A 17,179-nucleotide genomic window follows, 5' to 3' on the forward strand; every position below is an offset into this window, starting at 1 on the left:
GGATGTGACAGAACGCCGTCATTGTGGTCCTGCGCGTGACCTCGCAGCCCAGCCGTCCCTCGCACCGACCCTGCCCGGCAGGGCCCCGTTCGCGTACGCGCCGCGTCTACCACGGCCACGGTCTGCCGCAGTTTCCCTCAACCGCCTTTCAATCCAAGGGTGTTCAGAATGGTGTACACAAGACCGCGACGGCCAGGCGCACCACGTGGCTCTCCTCGACCGTGCCCTCGGGGGAGAGGGCGGAGAGGCGGGCGCGCTCCTCGATGAGGAAGGGGCCGGCGCTGACCGTGCCGCGGACCATGAAGGCGGAGGCGATCCGGCCGACGGCGTGGTCGGCGCAGTTCCACCACAGCGCGAGTGCGCCGCCGGGGCGCGGTGTCGAAGGACAGGGCTCGGTTCGTCGTCATGGGGCCAGTGTCCTCGCGGAGGGGCGCGGCCACCTTCCGCGCATCGTCGTCGGTAGCGGGGAACAAGATCGCCCTTCGCCTCCTTCGCCGGTGGTTGCGCTGTGCGGGCGCGCACGGCGCCCCAGGAGGCGGAGCGCTGCCTGATGTGCCCTCGCACAGACGGCAACCCCCTCGCTTGTGCCATGTGACAGGAGACTTTCTCCTCACATCTGCGGCAGAGTGTGCGCTCGTTCGCCAGGTCGGCGACGAAGGAGGGAGACTCCGATGAGCACGAGAGTCCGGCTGCGCTCCGCCATGGGGAAGGCACTGGTCCTGGGGGCCCTGCTGACCGTGACGGTGTCAGGAACCGCGTACGCCAACACCGTTGCCGTGACCGTGAAGACGCCCGGAGCCACCAGCGGACCCACCGCCATCGACTCCGAGATATCGACGCACGCGGACTGCGCCAGCGGCCTCGCCTCCGGTGGTGGGATCGACCAGGCAAACGGCAGCGCGGACGGCAACCACGTGATGGGCAGCGCGCCCAGCTCCGACGGCACCACCGAGTACACCGGCACACCCGGCGTCGTCGGCACCGACGCGGCGCACTGGCTCGGCATCGGGGGAACAGGGGGCAGGCTCGACCCCGCGTACTCCACAACCCCCTACGCCATGTGTTTCAGCAGCAACCTGATCAATCACACCCAGGTGGTGATGAACAAGGTCAACGCGCCCACCACCGCCTCGACGGTCGGCCTCGTCACGGCGACCTGTCCGGCCAACACGGTCCTGCTCGGCGGCGGTGTCCGGACCACCCCGGCCAGTGTCGGGAACTTCAAGGCGATCGCGAGCTTCCCCACCTTCAACAACGCCGCGCACGACTTCGGAAAGAAAGCCGCGGCGGACGGTGAGACCAACCCCGACTCCTGGACCGCCGTCGGGTGGGACGCCGGCAGCGGCAACACCTCCAACGAGACGTACGCATACGCCATGTGCAGCGGTACGGGCATCAACGTCAGCGGCGTCACGGTGAAGGTCCACAACACCGAGGTGGCCGGCCCGACCACGGCAAGCACCGGCCAGACGGCGACCGTCGGCTGCGGCACCGACGGGAACATGGTCAGCGGCGGTGCCGCCATCAGCGGCGGCAACGTGACGACCACCGACTTCACCGGACCGGGTTCCGGCGGCGACCACCTCAACGGCAGCTTCCCCAGCGACTCCGCGGGCAACGCGGTCTCGGACGGGACCACCACGGCGGCGTACTGGACCGCCTTCGGGCACACCGGCGGCATGGCATCGGCCGGAACCCACACCGACGCCTGGGCGCTGTGCGCCAACGACGGTGTCTGACAGCTGACTTCACAGCTGACTTCGGAGAGGAACAACCCATGAGGAACAACCCATGAGGAACAACAACTCGCTGCGCTCCGCCGCGCGGGCGGCGGCGGTCCTGGGCGCCGCGCTGGTCGTCACGGTGCCGGGAACCGCGGACGCCGAATCCGCCGGCGTCACCGTGCGGACTCCCGGGGCCACCGTCGGCCCGGCGACCGCCTTCACCGGGGTCGCGTCCCACGCGGACTGCGCCCACGGCCTGATCACCGGCGGTGGCGTCGACCAGGCCATCGGCACCGGCCCGGACTCCAACGGCAACCACGTGATGGGCATCGCCCCCAGTCCCGACGGCACGACCGAGTACACCGGCACACCTGGCGTCGTCGGTCACGACGTGACCCACTGGCTTGCGTTCGGCGGCAGCGGGAGCCACAGCAGCCCCTCCTTCTCCACCACCCCTTACGCGATATGCGTCCAGGGCCACCGGATCAGGCACACCCAGGTGGTCATGAACAAGATCGCCGGTCCCTCGACCGGCCTGTCGGACCGGCTGGTCACGGCGACCTGCCCGAACGGCACCGTCCTGCTCGGCGGCGGCGCCCGCACCACCCCGGCGAGCGTGGGCAGCCTCAAGCCGATCGCGAGCTTCCCGACCTTCGACAACGCCGCGCACGACTTCGGCAAGAAGGCGGCGGCGGATGGTGAGACCAACCCCGACTCCTGGACGGCCGTCGGCGGGATCGGCGGCGGCCGCGACATGGACAACACCACCTATGCCTACGCGATCTGCACCGCCGGGCACGACAACGTCCGCCGCGCGGTCACGACGGTCCACTTCCGCGAGGTGGGCGGGCCCGACGGGGCCGCCACGGGGCAGACCGTGACCGTCGGCTGCCGCCGCGAAGACGGCAGCCTGATCAGTGGGGGAGCGGCCATCAGCGGAGGCGGGGTGACGACGACCGACTTCACGAAGACGGGCTCGGGAGGCCCCCACCTCAACGGCAGCTTCCCCAGCGACTCCGCGGGCAACCCGGTTCGCGACGGTGCCGCCGGGCCGGCCTACTGGACAGCCGCCGCCCACGCCGGGGGATCGCCCGCGCCGAACAGCTACACCGACGGCTGGGCGCTGTGCCTGAACACCCACCGCAAGGGCGAGGACTGACGGCCTCCCGCATGCCCTGACGGCCGGTGGCCAGCCGTGGCCACCGGCCCTCAGGACGAAGGGAGTTGGCTATGCCCGATCGCGCGGCGCATTCGCCTCCGCGAGCTGTGACGGGCGGCGCCCCCACGCGGAGACGGTGACCTGCGGGATGTCGATGAACGCGGGATCGTCCAGCAGATCGTCGAACTCGTTCAGGTCGGCCTCGGTGACGAGGCCCTCGGCGAGCAGCGCGGGGGCTGCCTGGGCGATGAGGGGCCGCCAGCGGTCCTTGTCGAGTCCTCCCATACAGCCGAGGTTCCCGGTGAAGGACACCTCGCTCAGTCCGCTTCGGGCGAGGTGGGCGGGCAGGCCGCGCGCCCAGGTCATATCGGCCCCGTGATCGCGGTACCTGCGCTGATACCCGGCCAGGAGTCGCTGCACCGCGGGGAAGGGGGAGGTCTCCGCGGGGAGGTGGTACGGCTCTTCGACGACCAGCCAGCCGCCGGGGGCGAGCCAGCGGGCGGCCCGTTCCACCATCGCGTCGCGGGCCGGCAGATGGCAGTAGAGGTAACGGGCGTGGATGAGGTCGAATCCGCCGGGCGCGTAGTCGTCATGCGTGATGTCGGCTTCCTGGATCTCCAGGTTCGGGGCCCGGCCGGCGTCGAGGTGGCGGGTGTCGAGGTCGACGGCGACCACCCGGCCGTCCGGGCAGCGTTCGGCGAGCCAGTACGCGATGGAGCCGGCGCCCGCGCCCAGTTCCAGGCAGTGCCAGGACGTCTGGAGGGGGAGGCCGTCAAGGATGCCGGTGGTGAACGCGTCGACGTTGCGCTGGATGGCTTCCAGACGGTCGCGTTCGCGCGGGGTGTCACTGCTCAACTCGTCCTCCGTCGGCGGTTGGTGATCACGATCCATCCGAGTGTGCCAGTGGCTGTCCGGGAGTGCACCGCTGCGCAGGCTCCGCCCGCCCCGCCCGTCATCGGGGGAGGAGGGGAGGGGGCGAAGGTTGTGCCGCGCCGCGTCACCGGCCGGCGAAGTCGACCGGATTCCCGCGCCGGGCGGTGGATCAGGCCAACCGGGCACTGGTGCACGGCAGTACGAAGCGCTTCACTCCTGACCCATGAGACGAGTGCTTCTCACCGTGTGCGCCGCTGTCGCCGGCCTGGTACTGGGCGCGAGCCCGGCCGTCGCCGCGGAGCCGCCCACCGAATTCGGTACCCACTGGCACGACCCGGTCACCGCCGGTCCGCCGGTGTCCGTCCCGGACACCCCCTCGTGCCGAGTGACGGTCGCCGACACCGCATTCCGCGACTACACGCCCTACAAGGGCACCTACATACCGCCCGCAAGGACCGGACCGTGCGGGCACCGCTGGAACAAGGTCGTCCTGAAACTCCAAGGATCCGTGGCCGGGCGGCAGTTCGACCGCCTCGGGTATCTCCACATCGGCGGCGTGGAGGTCCTGCGCACGTCGACCCCGGAACCGTCGCCCCAGGGCATCACCTGGAAGGTGGAGAAGGACGTCACCCGGTACGCCGCCACGCTCCGCGAGCGGCAGCCCGTCGAGATGCTCATCGGCAACACCGTGGACGGGACGTACACCGGCGTCATCAAGGTCAGGGCGACGCTGACCTTCTACGCGGCACGAGGACCGGTGAAGGAGGCCCGCACCCCTGACAAGGTCCTCACCCTCCAGGGCGCCCACAGCAACGGCCCGAGCTACGAGGGGCAGTTGACCACACCGCGCAACAGCGAACGGATCGTCGCCGAGGTGTACGCCACCGGATCGGGCGGCGGCTGCGAGGAGTTCTGGTACCTGACGGTGCCGGCTGCGGCACCGTACTCGTGCAAGGCCGAGGACGGCCCGTACCGCGAGGTGCAGGTGACGGTGGACGGCAGGCTCGCCGGTATCGCGGCCCCGTTCCCGACCGTGTGGACGGGCGGCTGGTCCAACCCCTTCCTGTGGTACGTGATCCCGGGCCCGCGCGCCTTCGACGTTCGGCCGGTGCAGTACGACCTCACTCCCTTCGCCGGGCAGCTGAACGACGGGCGCCCGCACCGGATCGCGGTGTCGGTCACCGGGCTGCCCGCAGGGCAGAGCGGCTGGAGCACCCCCACCAACATCCTCGTCTGGCAGGACGCCGGGGCGGCGCAGGTGACCGGTGCACTCGTCACCAGCCAGCCGGGCGACCTCGTCGACAAGACGGCGTACCAGCCGGGCGCCGAGCGCCGGTTGACGTCCGAGGGCGGGCACTCCCTCACGGTGTCGGGATACGTCGACACCTCGCACGGCCGGGTCACGACGACGGTCACCCGCAGGCTCGCCGGTGGTTCCGTGCACCGCTGGAACGCGGACGAATCCACCGACGCGCTCCGAGCGCGCTGGAACGACGACGAGGCGGTGACCGTTCGCGGCCGGGGACCCGCGACCACGACCCGCACCCAGCGCACCTACACCATGGACGGTGCGACGACCGTGGACTCCGGCAACCGGCTGCGGACGACCATGGCCATGGGCGACCGCGCGGACATCGCCACGCTGCGGGGCGGACGGCACACCGACTGGTCGCGGCTGGACGACACCTACACGGGCGACGCCGCGTACAACCAGAACGTGCCCCGCGAACAGCGGCACGCCACCGGCGTCTCGCGCGAGCGCTACCGCCTCCACGGCCCGGGTTCCTGCTACGACCGGACGCTGGCCACGGCCCAGGGCGAACTGACGGAGGACCGGCACGGCTGCTGAGCGTCCGCGCCGGACGGGCCCGGCCGCAGCGGACCGACGCCGAACCGCCCCGGGAGGCAGGTGACTTGCGGCCTGGCCGGTGGGCGGCACGGACTCACGTGCCGCCCACTTCGCCGTCGTCCGCCGTCGTCCGCCGGAACTGGCCGTGATCACCCTTCCGGTGGATTGCCGGGGTGTGGCAAGGTATCGGCGTCCCGTGCGTGGCGAGCGCAGCGGGGCGGTACGGCAGCGTGCGGGGGAGCGGCCCCGCACCCTTGCCGGGCCGTGTCCTAAGGACTCCTAGCAAAATGAGCTGTACTGCCTTGGAATGACAGGCCGTCAGCCGGTGTTGTGCCTCTGTCTGGTGTTGTGGTGGGGGCGTTGGGCATGGTGCAGCGGAGGCCGTGGGAAGTCGAGGACGGGTTGTGGGAGCGGATTGCCGGGCTGCTGCCGGTGATTGAGCGCCGCGTGAGGTATCCGGGTCGCAAACGGCTCGATGACCGGCGGGTGCTGAGCGGGATCCTGTTCGTGCTGTACACCGGCATCCCTTGGGAGTTCCTGCCCCAGGAGCTGGGATATGGCTCGGGCAGCACGTGCTGGCGCAGGCTGCGCGACTGGCATCAGGCCGGGGTGTGGCAGGCTCTTCATGAGCTGCTGCTGGCCGAGCTACGTGCGGCCGGGCTGCTGGACTTCTCCCGGGCCGCGGTCGACGGCTCCCATCTGCGGGCGATGAAGGGCGGCGCGAAGACCGGGCCCTCACCGGTGGATCGGGGAAAGGCAGGCAGCAAGCACCACGTGATCACCGAAGCGCACGGCATCCCGCTGGCGGCCACGCTCACAGGCGGAAACCGCCACGACGTCACCCAGCTCATGCCGCTGGTCCACGCCATACCGGCCGTCAAAGGCAAGCGGGGGCGCCCCCGAAAGCGCCCCGGCGCTCTGTTCGCCGACCGCGCCTACGACTCCGACACCTACCGCCGCGAACTGCGCGAGGTGGGCATCCGCCCCCTCATCGCCCGCCGCGGCACCCAGCACGGCTCCGGTCTGGGCATCCACCGATGGGTCGCCGAAGCAGCCTTCGCCCTCCTGCACTGGTTCCGGCGCCTGCGCATCCGCTGGGAGATCAGGGAAGACCTCCACGAAGCTTTCCTCATCCTCGGCTGCAGCATCATCTGCTGGCGACGCCTGAAAACCTCATTTTGCTAGGAATCCTAAGACGACCTCGCGACGCGGCAACACGGGGCGACGCGTGCCTGCGCTGGTGGCGCCCCGGGGGAAGGGGGTGCAGGCCGAAGCCCGCCGTCGCCCGCGCCGATTCCCGGTCGGATCGTGCGACGGGCCGCGAGCAAGGGAATTGGGGAGGGCTGGGGCGGGAAAGTGGAGCGCTGCTCGCCCGGAAGGCGGGTTGTCGGGTCGCCTGGTTGCCCCGAAATATGGTGCCCAAACCGGGGCACCTGCCACAACGTCCAGAAGACGCAGCGCACTTGCGAGTGATTGGATTGGCAGCATGAATCGTTCGACGGAACATTCCCGTATTGACCTTCCCGCCCTTATTGCCGCCTCGGTCACGGTCTTGCTCTGGGCTTCGGCCTTTGTCGCCATTCGTGCGTCGGCGAGTCATTTCGGGCCCGGCGCCCTGGCGTTGGGCCGGCTTTTGACCGGTGCCGTCGCGCTGCTGGTCGTGCTCGTGGTGCGGCGGGGCGGTTTACCGCCGCGCCAGGCATGGCCCGGAATCATCTGCTCCGGGGTGCTCTGGTTCGGGTGCTACATGGTGGCGTTGAACTGGGGTGAGCAGAAGGTCGATGCCGGCACCGCCGCCATGGTCGTCAACATCGGACCGATCGTGATCGCGCTGCTGGGTGGCTGGCTGCTCAAGGAGGGATTCCCGCGTCTGCTGCTGGTGGGCATGGCCGTGTCGTTCGTCGGCGCGGGCGTGGTCGGGCTCTCGACGTCCAGCGGCGGCTCGTCCTCGGTCCTCGGCGTGCTCCTGTGCCTGCTGGCGGCCGTGACGTACGGGGCCGGGGTCGTGTCGCAGAAGCCGGCGCTGCGGCATGCGACGCCGATCCAGGTGACCACCTTCGGTTGCCTCATCGGCGCCGTCGCCTGCCTGCCCTTCAGCGGGCAGTTGGTCTCGCAGCTGTCCCAGGCTCCGCTCTCGGCGACGCTCAACGTCCTCTACCTCGGCCTGTTCCCGACCGCCCTCGCCTTCAGCACCTGGGCCTACGCGCTCTCGCGGACCACCGCAGGGAAGATGGGGGCGACCACCTACGCGGTGCCCGCGGTCGTCATCGTCATTTCCTGGGCCGCCCTGGACGAGGTGCCCGGGTGGGTCACGCTGCTCGGGGGTCTGATCTGCCTGGGCGGGGTCGCGGTCTCCCGACTGCGCGGCAGGCCCGCTCCGCAGCCGACGGCGTCCGACGCGGACCGTCCGGCGGCGGGCGACGCGCCGGTGCCCTCGACGGAGACCACCGGCTGAGGCGCGGCGCCGTCGCAGCGGCGGGGGCCGGGGAGTGCCGGGCGCACCGCTCCGACCCCGCCGCGGGTGCCTCCGGCCCCGCGGACCGTGCCGTCCGGGCGGGGCTCGTGGCAGGGAGGGCTACAGCACGAGGGTGGTCTCGTTGCGGCCCAGCAGGTAGCCGAGCTGGGCCCGGGTGTTCGCCCCCAACTCCTGCTTCATCGCGGCGATATGCGCCTGCAGCGACCGTTCGCTGATGCCGAGCCGGCGCGCGATCCGCTTGTCCGAGTAGCCGGCGACGAGCAGCCTGCTGATCGATTCGCGTAGCGACGGTATGACGTCGTCCGCCGCCTTCGCGGCATGTAAGGGGACGAACGGGAAGGACTTCGCGCGGTCCCAGGACCGCTCGAACGTGTCCTTGAGGAACTGCACGATCGCCGGCTCTCTTATGGCCAAGCCATCGGTGCGGCTCTCGTTGGCGGATATGAATGCCACGGTGTCGTCGACGATGATGAGGCGGTCGAAGAATTCCGCCAGTGTGCGCACCCGAACTCCGTATTCGGTGACCGCCCGCACGTATTTTTTGGTGGCCGCATCGAAGCGCGTGGTGTGCTGATACAGCGTGCGCATGGAAACTCCGGCCTCGATGTGCCGGCGAACGGAATTCAGCGCCTGATCCAGAACCGGTCCGGGGCGCGGTCCGTCGGGTTGCGCCGTCAGGATTTCTCTGCGTGCGCCGCCGAGTGCCTCCTCGATCGCGGTGTTGATGGCATCCAGCCCGTGGAGGTAGCAGAGCCGGGGTTCTTCCGGAATGGTTCCTTCCTCGGCCTGGTCGACGTCGACCAGGCATTCCACGGCAAGCCGGGAGAGCGTATTCAACTGCTCGGCCATGACGCGGAGTTCGGTCTCCAGCCCCTCCAGGCGTTCTGCCACCCCTGCGGGCTTCTGTCCTGATTTCTCGCCATTTACACGGTCGGTCGAATCCATGATCCCGCCTCCGAGTATCCGCTATAAGGCGATTTATACCGGCATAGTGCCTTCGGTTTCTCGCAGTGCGGAAACCTGAACCATCTTAGATCTTCAATCTGGGCCGGAGGCAAGGGAGATTGAGGGGGCAGGCGAGAACGCGATCCTCACTCGCCTTACCGGGCAGTGCGGGGCGGCTACTCCGCCCCGTCACGGGACCCGTTTCCCCAGTCGCAGACACACACTTGATACGAGAGGCATGCCAAAATGCGGAAGAATTCCTTACGCTTCAGGGTGTCCGGACGTCCCTCCTCCGTACTTCCCATCGGATTCGCCGTGGCCGCGAGTGTTCTGATGAGTGTGCCGGGTGTCGGTGCACTCTCGCACACCGCCTCCCAGGCGCCGTCCGGAACCGTCACGCTGGCCGATGTCGGCTGGAATGCAGCCCCTTCCCGATCAGCTGCCTGATCAGCCGGAGGCCAGAGAGATCGGTGAATTCCCAGTGACTTCTTCCCCCTGGTTCCTCCGCGACGCGGCAGGCCCCGAGCGTGCGGCCCGCGTCTATTGCTTCCCCCACGCGGGCGGCAACCCCCGTTCCTTCCTGAGCTGGCAGCGCGACATGGGGGACGACGCGGAGATCGTCGCGGTCTGCCCCCCGGGCCGCGGCCCCCGCTACAAGGAAACCGCCGCGGCCGACGTGCCGGAACTCGCCGAGCGGGCCGCGGTGGCGATCGCCGAGACCGCCGACCGTCCCTTCATCCTCTTCGGGCACAGCTTCGGTGCGGTCCTGGCCTTCGAGGTCGCCCGCCGCATCGGCGCCCACCCGGACTTCCGCCACCTCGTCGCCTCCGGCTGCTCCGCCCCCTCCCTGCTGCCCACCCGGCGCGTGGTGGAGGCCGCCCGGCTGGAGGGGCGCGCGTTCACCGAGGCCGTCGGCTTCTTCGGCGGGCTGCCGCCCGAAGTCGTCGCCGACGAGGCGCTGCAGGAACTGCTGCTCCCGCACCTGAAGGCGGACTTCAGCATGGTCGCCGGGTACACCTACCGGCCCGCCGCCCCGCTGAACGTCCCCGTCACCCTCGTCAACGGCGTCGACGACCCCCACGTCAAGGAAGCCGGCCTCGAACCGTGGGCGCGCGAATGCGCCGGCGAACCGGTCCGGCACTGGGCCGAGGGCGGCCACTTCTACTTCGACGGCAGGCCCGGCGCCGTCACCGGCCTGCTGCGCCCGCTCGTCCGTGCGGAACATGGCGCAAATCCTCTTGCGAGCACCCACATTGAGGTTATCTGAGCAGTACCGACGCCGACCTCAAGAGCACCGCAGAGGGGAAACACCACCATGCGCACCGCCGCCACCGACCAGTACCGACGCGCCGTCACCTTCCGCACACTGCACGAGGGGCCCGAGCCGTTCGTCGTCGCCAACCCCTGGGACGCGGGCACCGCCCGGATCCTGACCCAGCACGGCTTCCGCGCGCTCGCCACCACGGGGGCGGGCCTCTCCTACGCCCTCGGCCGGTCCGACGGGGCGAACCTCGTCAGCCGCGCGGAACTCCTCGCCAACGCCGAGACGATCGTCGCCGCGACCCCGCTGCCGGTCACCGCCGACCTGGAGAGCGGATTCGGCGACACGCCGGAGGACGTCGCCGAGACCATCCGGCACGCCGCCGCGGCGGGCCTGGTCGGCGGGTCGGTGGAGGACTCCACCGGCCGGGACGAGGACCCCGTACGGCCCCTGGAGGAGGCGGTGGAGCGGGTGGCCGCGGCCGTCGCCGCCGCCAGGGAACTCGACTTCCCCTTCACGGTCACCGCCCGCGCCGAGAACTTCTTCCAGGGGCGGCCCGACCTGCCGGACACCATCCGGCGACTGCAGGCGTACGAGGCGGCCGGCGCCGACGTGCTCTACGCGCCCGCCCTCCCCGACGCCGACGCGATCCGCGCGGTGTGCTCCGCCGTCACCCGCCCGGTCAACGTCCTGATGGGCTCGCCCGCGCTGCGGCTGTCCGTGGCCGAACTCGGCGCCCTGGGCGTACGCCGGATCAGCGTCGGCTCGGCACTGTCCCGCGCCGCGCTCGGCGCCGTCGTCCGCGCGGCGACGGAGATCCGCGAGCACGGCACCTTCGGCTTCGGCGCGGACGCCCTTCCGTACCCCGAGGCCAACGCCCTGCTGGCGCCGGCCCACCCAGCCGACCCGGAGAGTGAACCCGCACCGTGAACGCGACCCCGGTATACCTGTCGGCCCCCCGCTATGTCCTCGGCGAGTCCGAGGCCGACCACACCTCCATCGAGGACCTGCCCCGCAAAGCCCGCGAGTTCGGCATGCCGCCCCAGGCATCCCTGTGGGGCTGGGGCAGCGTCCGGCGCACGGCCGAGAGCCTGGAGACCCTGGCCGTGCGCAGCGGCCGGGCGGCGCTCGACGCCGCCGGGACCGCCCCGTCGTCCGTGGACTGCCTGGTGCTGTGCTCCACCCGCTTCCCCGGCGGGCCGCGCACCCACGGCGGATTCGTGCAGACCGTGCTGGACGGGATCGGCCTGGCGAACGCCGCCTTCACCGGCGTCTCGCTCAACCGCTGCACCAACCTCCTGGTCGGCCTGCGCACCGCACAGGCGCTGGTGGCCGCCGGACACCACCGCACGGTGCTGGTCGTCACCACCGACCGGATCACCGACGAAGCCACGCGGATGGAGAGCTTCGCCCTGTTCAGCGACGGGGCCGCCGCCGCCCTGGTGAGTGCCGCGCCCCAGGGGCCGGACGCCTACGAGATCGTCGCCGGGGCGTCCGCCCAGGAAACGCGGTCCCTGGAGTGGACGCACGAGATCAGCGTGGACCTCGCCCGCGAGGTCAACGAACGGATCCTCGGGTCCGCGGACATGAAGATCGGCGACATCGACGGTGTGCTCCACCTCAACCTCTACCGGCCCGTCGTTGTTCTGAAAGAGCGTCAGGCCGGCTTCACCGCACAACAGTTGTTCCTTGACAACATCACGCGCTTCGGCCACTGCTTCGCCGCCGATCCGCTCATCAACCTCGCCGACCGCGCCGCTTCCGGCGGGCTGCGGGACGGCGGCCACTACCTCCTGGCGGCCAGCGTCCCGGGAGTACGGGTCGGGATCCTGCTGCGCAAGCTGCCCGCCGTTCCGCCCGCCGCGCCCGCGGCCACCGCAACCCGGGAGCCCTGATGAACCCCCGCACCGCCTTCCCCCTGCCGGACCGGACCACCTCCCTGCCCCGCGCCCCCTTCCACTTCAGCCCGTACGCCGCCGAGGAGGCAACGGCGGTCCTCGAAGGAGAGCCCGCCGACCTCTTCCGGCGACTCCTCGCCGACCAGGAGAGCGAGACCACGTTCCTCATAGCCCGCCGGGTCCTGGCGGCGTTCCTCGCCACCGCCGAGCCGCAGCCGGGCACGGACGCCGAGGCGATCGCCGCCCAAGTCCGCGAGACCCGCCGCGCCCTCGAACCGGCCGTCACCGCGCTGCGCGCCGCCGGCACCGAGACCCGCGACCTCGTCCTGCGCCAGCGTGCGCCCCTCGCGCTGCTCGCCGGCTGCTGGCTGGACACCGTCTCGCAGGCCGCCACCCAGCCCTCCGTCATCGTCAACCGCCTCTTCGGGCAGCACTTCCGGCTTCAGGGCGAGGGCATCCCGCAGCGCGGCCTGCTCGCCAGGCGCCGGCGGGCCCTGGTGGAACTCGGCGTCCACCTGCCCGAGATCGAGGCCGCGGACTTCCTCGGCCGTGCCGGGGCCCGGCCGCTGACCGCCCTGCACGCCGCCTTCCCGCTCGCGCTCTCCCGGCTCCCCGCGTCCTTCCTGCCGGAGCTGATCGGCGTGCACTACGCCGTGTTCGCGCTGGGCGTCGACGACCTCCTCCTCGGCACCGAGCCGCTGCTGCCGGAAACCGAGGCGCGTGCCGTCCTCGCGGAGTACCTCGCCTTCACCGAGGACTCGCCGACCGGCCCCGAGGACCGGCGCCGGCTGCTCGCCGCCATCGCGCTGATGCTGCGCCTGGAGTCCGAACACGTCGGCATGCTCGGCGAGTTGGCCGCCTGGCACGACGGCCTGACCCTCGACGCCAAGGTCGCGCAGATCGTCGCCCGGCACGCGCCGTTCGCCGGCCGGCAGCACCGCAGCGTCCGCATGGGAGACCGGCGGCTGTCGGACTGGCTCGACGGGGACACCCCCGACCTGGCCGCCTTCGTCGCCGCGCTGCGCGAGTCCCGGCAGCTGAAGGTGCGCGGGGACGGCAGCTGCCGATTCCTGCGGTCCATCAAATTCGGCGGTCCCATGTTCGGCATCTTCGACGAGCGCGAGGCGGCCACGTTCACGGCGTGGGCCGAGGCGATCGCGGCCGGCGAGCCGGCGGACCTCGACTTCGCCCCCGACACCGCCGGTGACCGGAACGCCGAGCACTGGGCCCGCGCACTGCGGACCACCGCACCGGACGACGTGGTGCTGCGCGCCGCGGACAGCGCACTGGACGACCGCGAGTTCTTCCACCGCATCGTCAACGTCGAGCGCTTCCCGCACATCCTGGCGGCGGCCAGGGACCGGGCCGAGGCCGGCCTCGCCGAGGCGGAACTCCTCTTCACCCACGGCGCCGGCGGCAGACTCACCGACGCCGAGTACTTCGACTACACCCCCGAGGCGCTCAGGGAGCGCGTCGACCGGATCTACTGGGACAAGCTCGTCGACCCCTACCAGCCGCTCACCGAGATCCCCGACCGCGACGAGGTCGTCTTCCAGCAGTCCACCTACGCGCTCGGAAGCCTCATCGACGGCAGCTGGGCCCACCGCATCGGCAACCTCGGCCGCAACCACCGGCAGAGCGACGCCATGCTCTTCGCCATCTACGCCGACGAGATGGGCCGCGGCGACATCGCCAAGAACCACATCACGCTCATCCACCACGTACTCGCCAGCATGGACATCCTCCTGCCGCACATCCGCCAGGACGAATTCCGCGACCAGGGCGACCTCCCCGACGGGCTCTACGGCTTCTCCATCCACCAGGTGTGCCTGTCCCTGTTCCCCGACACCCTCTACAACGAGATCCTCGGCTACAACCTGGGCATCGAGATGTTCGGCCTGGGGGAGATGCGGCTGCACGAGATCCAGAAGCTGCGCCGGCACCACTTCGACGTGTCCTACGAAGAGGCGCACCTGTCGATCGACAACTTCTCGGCAGGCCACGCCCGGCAGTCGGCCGACATCATCGTCTCCTACCTCGACGACGTACGCCGCAACTCCGGTGAGGAGGCCGTCCAGCGCGAGTGGCGCCGCATCTGGCGCGGCTACGCCTCCTTCGCCTACTTCGTCGAGCACCAGCTCGTGAGGGCGGCCCGCGAGCGGCCCACGCCCCCGCCGCTCCCGGCCGACCGGTCCGACGACGTCGACCTCGTCATCTGACCCCGCCCCGCCGCCACCCGCCCCTCCCGCCCGCACGGAGACCCGCCTTGGAACCCCTCACGAGCTTCGACCGCGACATCCTCGACCTCCCCTTCTACGACGACGCGCACCGCCGCCTCGCCGACACCTTCGGCGCCTGGTGCGACCGGCGGACCGCGCAGTGGGCGGAGATCCGCGACGACGACCCGGACAAGGTCGGACGGTGCCTGGTACGGCAGTTGGGCGCGGACGGCTGGCTCTCCTTCCTGGACCCGTCAGCCGAGCCCGGCCCGGTCCCCGGCGACCTCCGCTCCCTGTGCCTGATGCGCGAAGCGCTCGCCTACGCCGAGGACCTGGCCGACTTCGCCTTCTCCATCCAGGCGCTGGCGGCGACCCCGCTCCTCCGCTTCGGCAGCGACGAACAGCGGCGGCACTACCTGCCGCGGATGGCCACCGGCTCGCTGGTCGGCGCCTTCGCGGTCTCCGAGGAGGAGGCGGGGTCGGACATCGCGGCCGTCGGACTTCGGGCCGACCGCACCGACGACGGCTACTACGTTCTGAACGGGCACAAGGCATGGATCGCCAACGGCACCGTCGCCGACGTGTACGTCGTCATCGCCCGCACCGGTGAAGGCCCCGGCCCGCTCGGGCTGACGGCCTTCCTCGTGCCCGCCGACACCCCCGGGGTGCGGGTCCGGGACCGGCTGGGCGCGGTGGCGCCCCGCTCGTTCGCCCATCTCGCCTTCGAGGACTGCCGGGTGCCCCGGGAAGCCGTATTGGGCAAGCCGGGCAAGGGCTTCGTCATCGCCATGGACCTGCTCGAACGCTTCCGGATGACCGTCGGCGCCGCGGCACTCGGATTCGCCCGCCGCGCCGCCGACACCGCCCTGGCGCGGGCCCGCACGCGGCGGATCGGCGGCGGCCCCCTCATCGACCAGCAGCTGACGAAGGTCACCCTGGCCGATATGGACGTCCAACTGAACGCCGCCGCCCTGCTGGTGGCGCGGGCCGCCTGGGAGGCCGACCGCGGCGCCCCGCGCTTCGCCCGCCACTCCAACATCGCCAAGCTCTACGCCACCGAAGAGGCCCAGCGCATCGTCGACACCGCCGTCCAACTCCTCGGCGCGTCGGGCATCGTCAAGGACAGCGTCACCGAGCGGCTGTACCGGCAGATCCGCTCGCTGCGCATCTACGAGGGGACGTCGGAGGTCATGCGGCTGACCATCGCCGGCACCCTCGACATGCGGCGCGCGGACCGCGCCCGCCACGACGTCTGAGGGACCGCCACGGCACTTCCCCCCATATGACCACCGTTCCACGTCTCACCGTTCGACCGTTCCACCGAGCAAGGAGCCCCCGGGTGACCACAGTGATCGAAGCGGTCCGGCTGCCGGACCCGTACCCCTACTACGCGACGCTCGTGGCCGAGCGTCCCCTGGCCTTCGACACCGGCCTGGGCGCCTGGGTGGCGTGCGACGCGGCGGTGGTGCGGGCCGTGCTGGCCGCCGACTGCCTGCGGGTGCGCCCGGCGGCGGAACCGGTGCCGGGCGGGATCGTCGGCACCCCTGCAGGCGACGTCTTCGGCGACCTGGTGCGGATGACCGACGGCCCGCTCCAACAGCGCCTGAAGTCCGTGGTCGTCGAGGCGCTGGGCCACGTCGACCCGGCACACACCGCCCGCCTCGCGGCCGAACGCACCCGTGAGTGCCTGGCGGCCGGCGGCCATCCACCCTACGAGGAGCTGATGTTCGCCGTCCCGGCCCGCGTCGTGGCGGCGCTGTGCGGGCTGGACCGGGGACTGGGTGCCGAAGCCGCCCGGCTGACGGGCGACTTCGTCCAGTGCATCCCCGCCTCGGCCGGCCCCGAACAGTACCGAACGGCATCCCGGGCCGCCGCCCGGCTCCGGGAACTGCTCGGCCCGGGCATCGAGAAGGGCGAGGACGGCACCGGGCTCCTCGCCGAGCTGGTGCGGGCCGCACAGCGCGCCTCCTGGCCCCGTACGGCGGCCCTGCTGGCCAACGCGGTCGGCTTCCTGTCCCAGACGTTCGACGCCACGGCCGGACTCATCGGCAACTCCCTGCTGGCGCTGGCCCGCGGTGCCGAGCCACCGGCCACCCGCGCCGCTGCCGAAGCGCTCGTCCGGGAGGTCGCACGGCACGACGCGCCGGTCCAGAACACCCGCCGCTTCGCGGCCGAACCCTTCTGCCACGATGGCGTCGAGATCGCCCCGGGCGAGCAGGTGCTGGTGGTGCTCGCCGCCGCCAACCGCGACCCGGCGGTCAACCCCGACCCGCACGCCTTCCGGCCCGGCCGCCAGGCCCCCGCCGTCTTCACGTTCGGCGCCGCCGCCCACCGCTGCCCGGGGGAGTCCCTGGCCGTCGCCGTGGCAGCCGCCGTCCTGACCGAACTGCTCACCGCCGGCGCCGACTTGGCGAAGCTCCCCGCCCAGCCGGCCTACCGCCCGCTCGCCAACGCCCGCATCCCGGTGCTCTAGCCCCGCTCCGGTGGGTCGGACCCGGCCATGACCCACCGGACAGGACCCGGCCACCGCACCGATCACGACGCCGTGCCGGCTCCCCGGTGACCACCGGCACGGCCGCCGCGACCCCGAGCCGGCCGCCCGCTGCGGGCAACCGGCGGCCGGCTCGTGCGACGGCCGGCGGCGATCCCGCCCGGCCGCCCGTTCAACGGTCGGCCCACCGCACCTCCGCACCTCCGCACTTTCCCCTGCGCATCCCCTATCCGGCACGACCCGAGCCGGCAACCGCCGGCACCCGCCCGAAGGAGAGGTCCGAA

Annotated in this window: 14 protein-coding genes; 11 read left to right on the plus strand and 3 right to left on the minus strand. The window is 71.4% G+C overall.

The annotated features are described in order from the left end of the window. Nucleotides 1–163: 163 nt before the first annotated feature. Nucleotides 164–301: a hypothetical protein gene (locus tag GR130_RS16720; protein WP_159505483.1), complete on the minus strand. Its 138-nt coding sequence runs from the start codon at nucleotides 299–301 to the stop codon at nucleotides 164–166. Between the two features lie 370 nt (nucleotides 302–671). Between GR130_RS16720 and GR130_RS16725 the strand changes: the two genes are divergently transcribed. Together GR130_RS16725 and GR130_RS16730 are read left to right on the plus strand one after the other, a co-directional pair. Beyond that, a complete protein-coding gene (locus GR130_RS16725; RefSeq protein ID WP_159505484.1) occupies nucleotides 672–1,739 on the plus strand; it encodes a hypothetical protein in 1,068 nt (355 codons plus the stop codon). Between the two features lie 52 nt (nucleotides 1,740–1,791). Beyond that, nucleotides 1,792–2,883 (plus strand): hypothetical protein, encoded by a 1,092-nt coding sequence (locus GR130_RS16730; protein WP_159505485.1) that lies wholly within the window; start codon nucleotides 1,792–1,794, stop codon nucleotides 2,881–2,883. Nucleotides 2,884–2,952: 69 nt separating this feature from the next. On the opposite strand, the gene GR130_RS16735 is transcribed toward GR130_RS16730, so the two are convergent. Further along, nucleotides 2,953–3,738 (minus strand): class I SAM-dependent methyltransferase, encoded by a 786-nt coding sequence (locus GR130_RS16735; protein WP_236573069.1) that lies wholly within the window; start codon nucleotides 3,736–3,738, stop codon nucleotides 2,953–2,955. Between the two features lie 241 nt (nucleotides 3,739–3,979). Between GR130_RS16735 and GR130_RS16740 the strand changes: the two genes are divergently transcribed. The 3 genes from GR130_RS16740 (at nucleotide 3,980) to GR130_RS16750 (ending at nucleotide 8,060) form a co-directional block, all read left to right on the plus strand. Next, on the plus strand, nucleotides 3,980–5,605 hold the full coding sequence (locus tag GR130_RS16740; RefSeq protein ID WP_159505487.1) for a peptide-N4-asparagine amidase: 1,626 nt from the start codon (nucleotides 3,980–3,982) through the stop codon (nucleotides 5,603–5,605). A 366-nt stretch (nucleotides 5,606–5,971) separates the two neighbouring features. Further along, the gene (locus GR130_RS16745; protein WP_159504155.1) at nucleotides 5,972–6,790 is read left to right on the plus strand and encodes an IS5 family transposase; all 819 of its coding nucleotides are present in this window, start codon (nucleotides 5,972–5,974) and stop codon (nucleotides 6,788–6,790) included. A gap of 301 nt (nucleotides 6,791–7,091) precedes the next feature. Further along, nucleotides 7,092–8,060: a DMT family transporter gene (locus GR130_RS16750; protein WP_159505488.1), complete on the plus strand. Its 969-nt coding sequence runs from the start codon at nucleotides 7,092–7,094 to the stop codon at nucleotides 8,058–8,060. Between the two features lie 120 nt (nucleotides 8,061–8,180). On the opposite strand, the gene GR130_RS16755 is transcribed toward GR130_RS16750, so the two are convergent. Next, entirely contained in the window at nucleotides 8,181–9,026 is an 846-nt protein-coding gene (locus GR130_RS16755) for a LuxR C-terminal-related transcriptional regulator (protein WP_159505489.1), read from the minus strand. Between the two features lie 481 nt (nucleotides 9,027–9,507). Here GR130_RS16755 and GR130_RS16760 point away from each other — a divergent pair, with 481 nt between their 5' ends. From GR130_RS16760 to GR130_RS16785, 6 genes are all read left to right on the plus strand, one after another. Further along, entirely contained in the window at nucleotides 9,508–10,293 is a 786-nt protein-coding gene (locus tag GR130_RS16760; RefSeq protein ID WP_236573070.1) for a thioesterase II family protein, read from the plus strand. A 48-nt stretch (nucleotides 10,294–10,341) separates the two neighbouring features. After that, complete coding sequence (locus GR130_RS16765; RefSeq protein ID WP_159505491.1) at nucleotides 10,342–11,217, plus strand: isocitrate lyase/PEP mutase family protein; 876 nt, start codon at nucleotides 10,342–10,344, stop codon at nucleotides 11,215–11,217. Beyond that, the gene (locus GR130_RS16770; RefSeq protein ID WP_159505492.1) at nucleotides 11,214–12,182 is read left to right on the plus strand and encodes a 3-oxoacyl-ACP synthase; all 969 of its coding nucleotides are present in this window, start codon (nucleotides 11,214–11,216) and stop codon (nucleotides 12,180–12,182) included. The genes GR130_RS16765 and GR130_RS16770 overlap by 4 nt, the downstream gene beginning before the upstream one ends. Next, nucleotides 12,182–14,404 carry an iron-containing redox enzyme family protein gene (locus GR130_RS16775; protein ID WP_159505493.1) on the plus strand — a complete coding sequence of 741 codons (2,223 nt, stop codon included), beginning with the start codon at nucleotides 12,182–12,184 and terminating at the stop codon, nucleotides 14,402–14,404. The genes GR130_RS16770 and GR130_RS16775 overlap by 1 nt, the downstream gene beginning before the upstream one ends. A 47-nt stretch (nucleotides 14,405–14,451) precedes the next feature. Further along, entirely contained in the window at nucleotides 14,452–15,660 is a 1,209-nt protein-coding gene (locus GR130_RS16780) for an acyl-CoA dehydrogenase family protein (RefSeq protein WP_159505494.1), read from the plus strand. A gap of 83 nt (nucleotides 15,661–15,743) precedes the next feature. Then, nucleotides 15,744–16,877, plus strand: a complete 1,134-nt coding sequence (locus GR130_RS16785) for a cytochrome P450 (protein WP_201304906.1) — start codon at nucleotides 15,744–15,746, stop codon at nucleotides 16,875–16,877. Nucleotides 16,878–17,179: the final 302 nt, after the last annotated feature.

The sequence above is a fragment of the Streptomyces sp. GS7 genome (assembly GCF_009834125.1).
GTDB lineage: Bacteria > Actinomycetota > Actinomycetes > Streptomycetales > Streptomycetaceae > Streptomyces.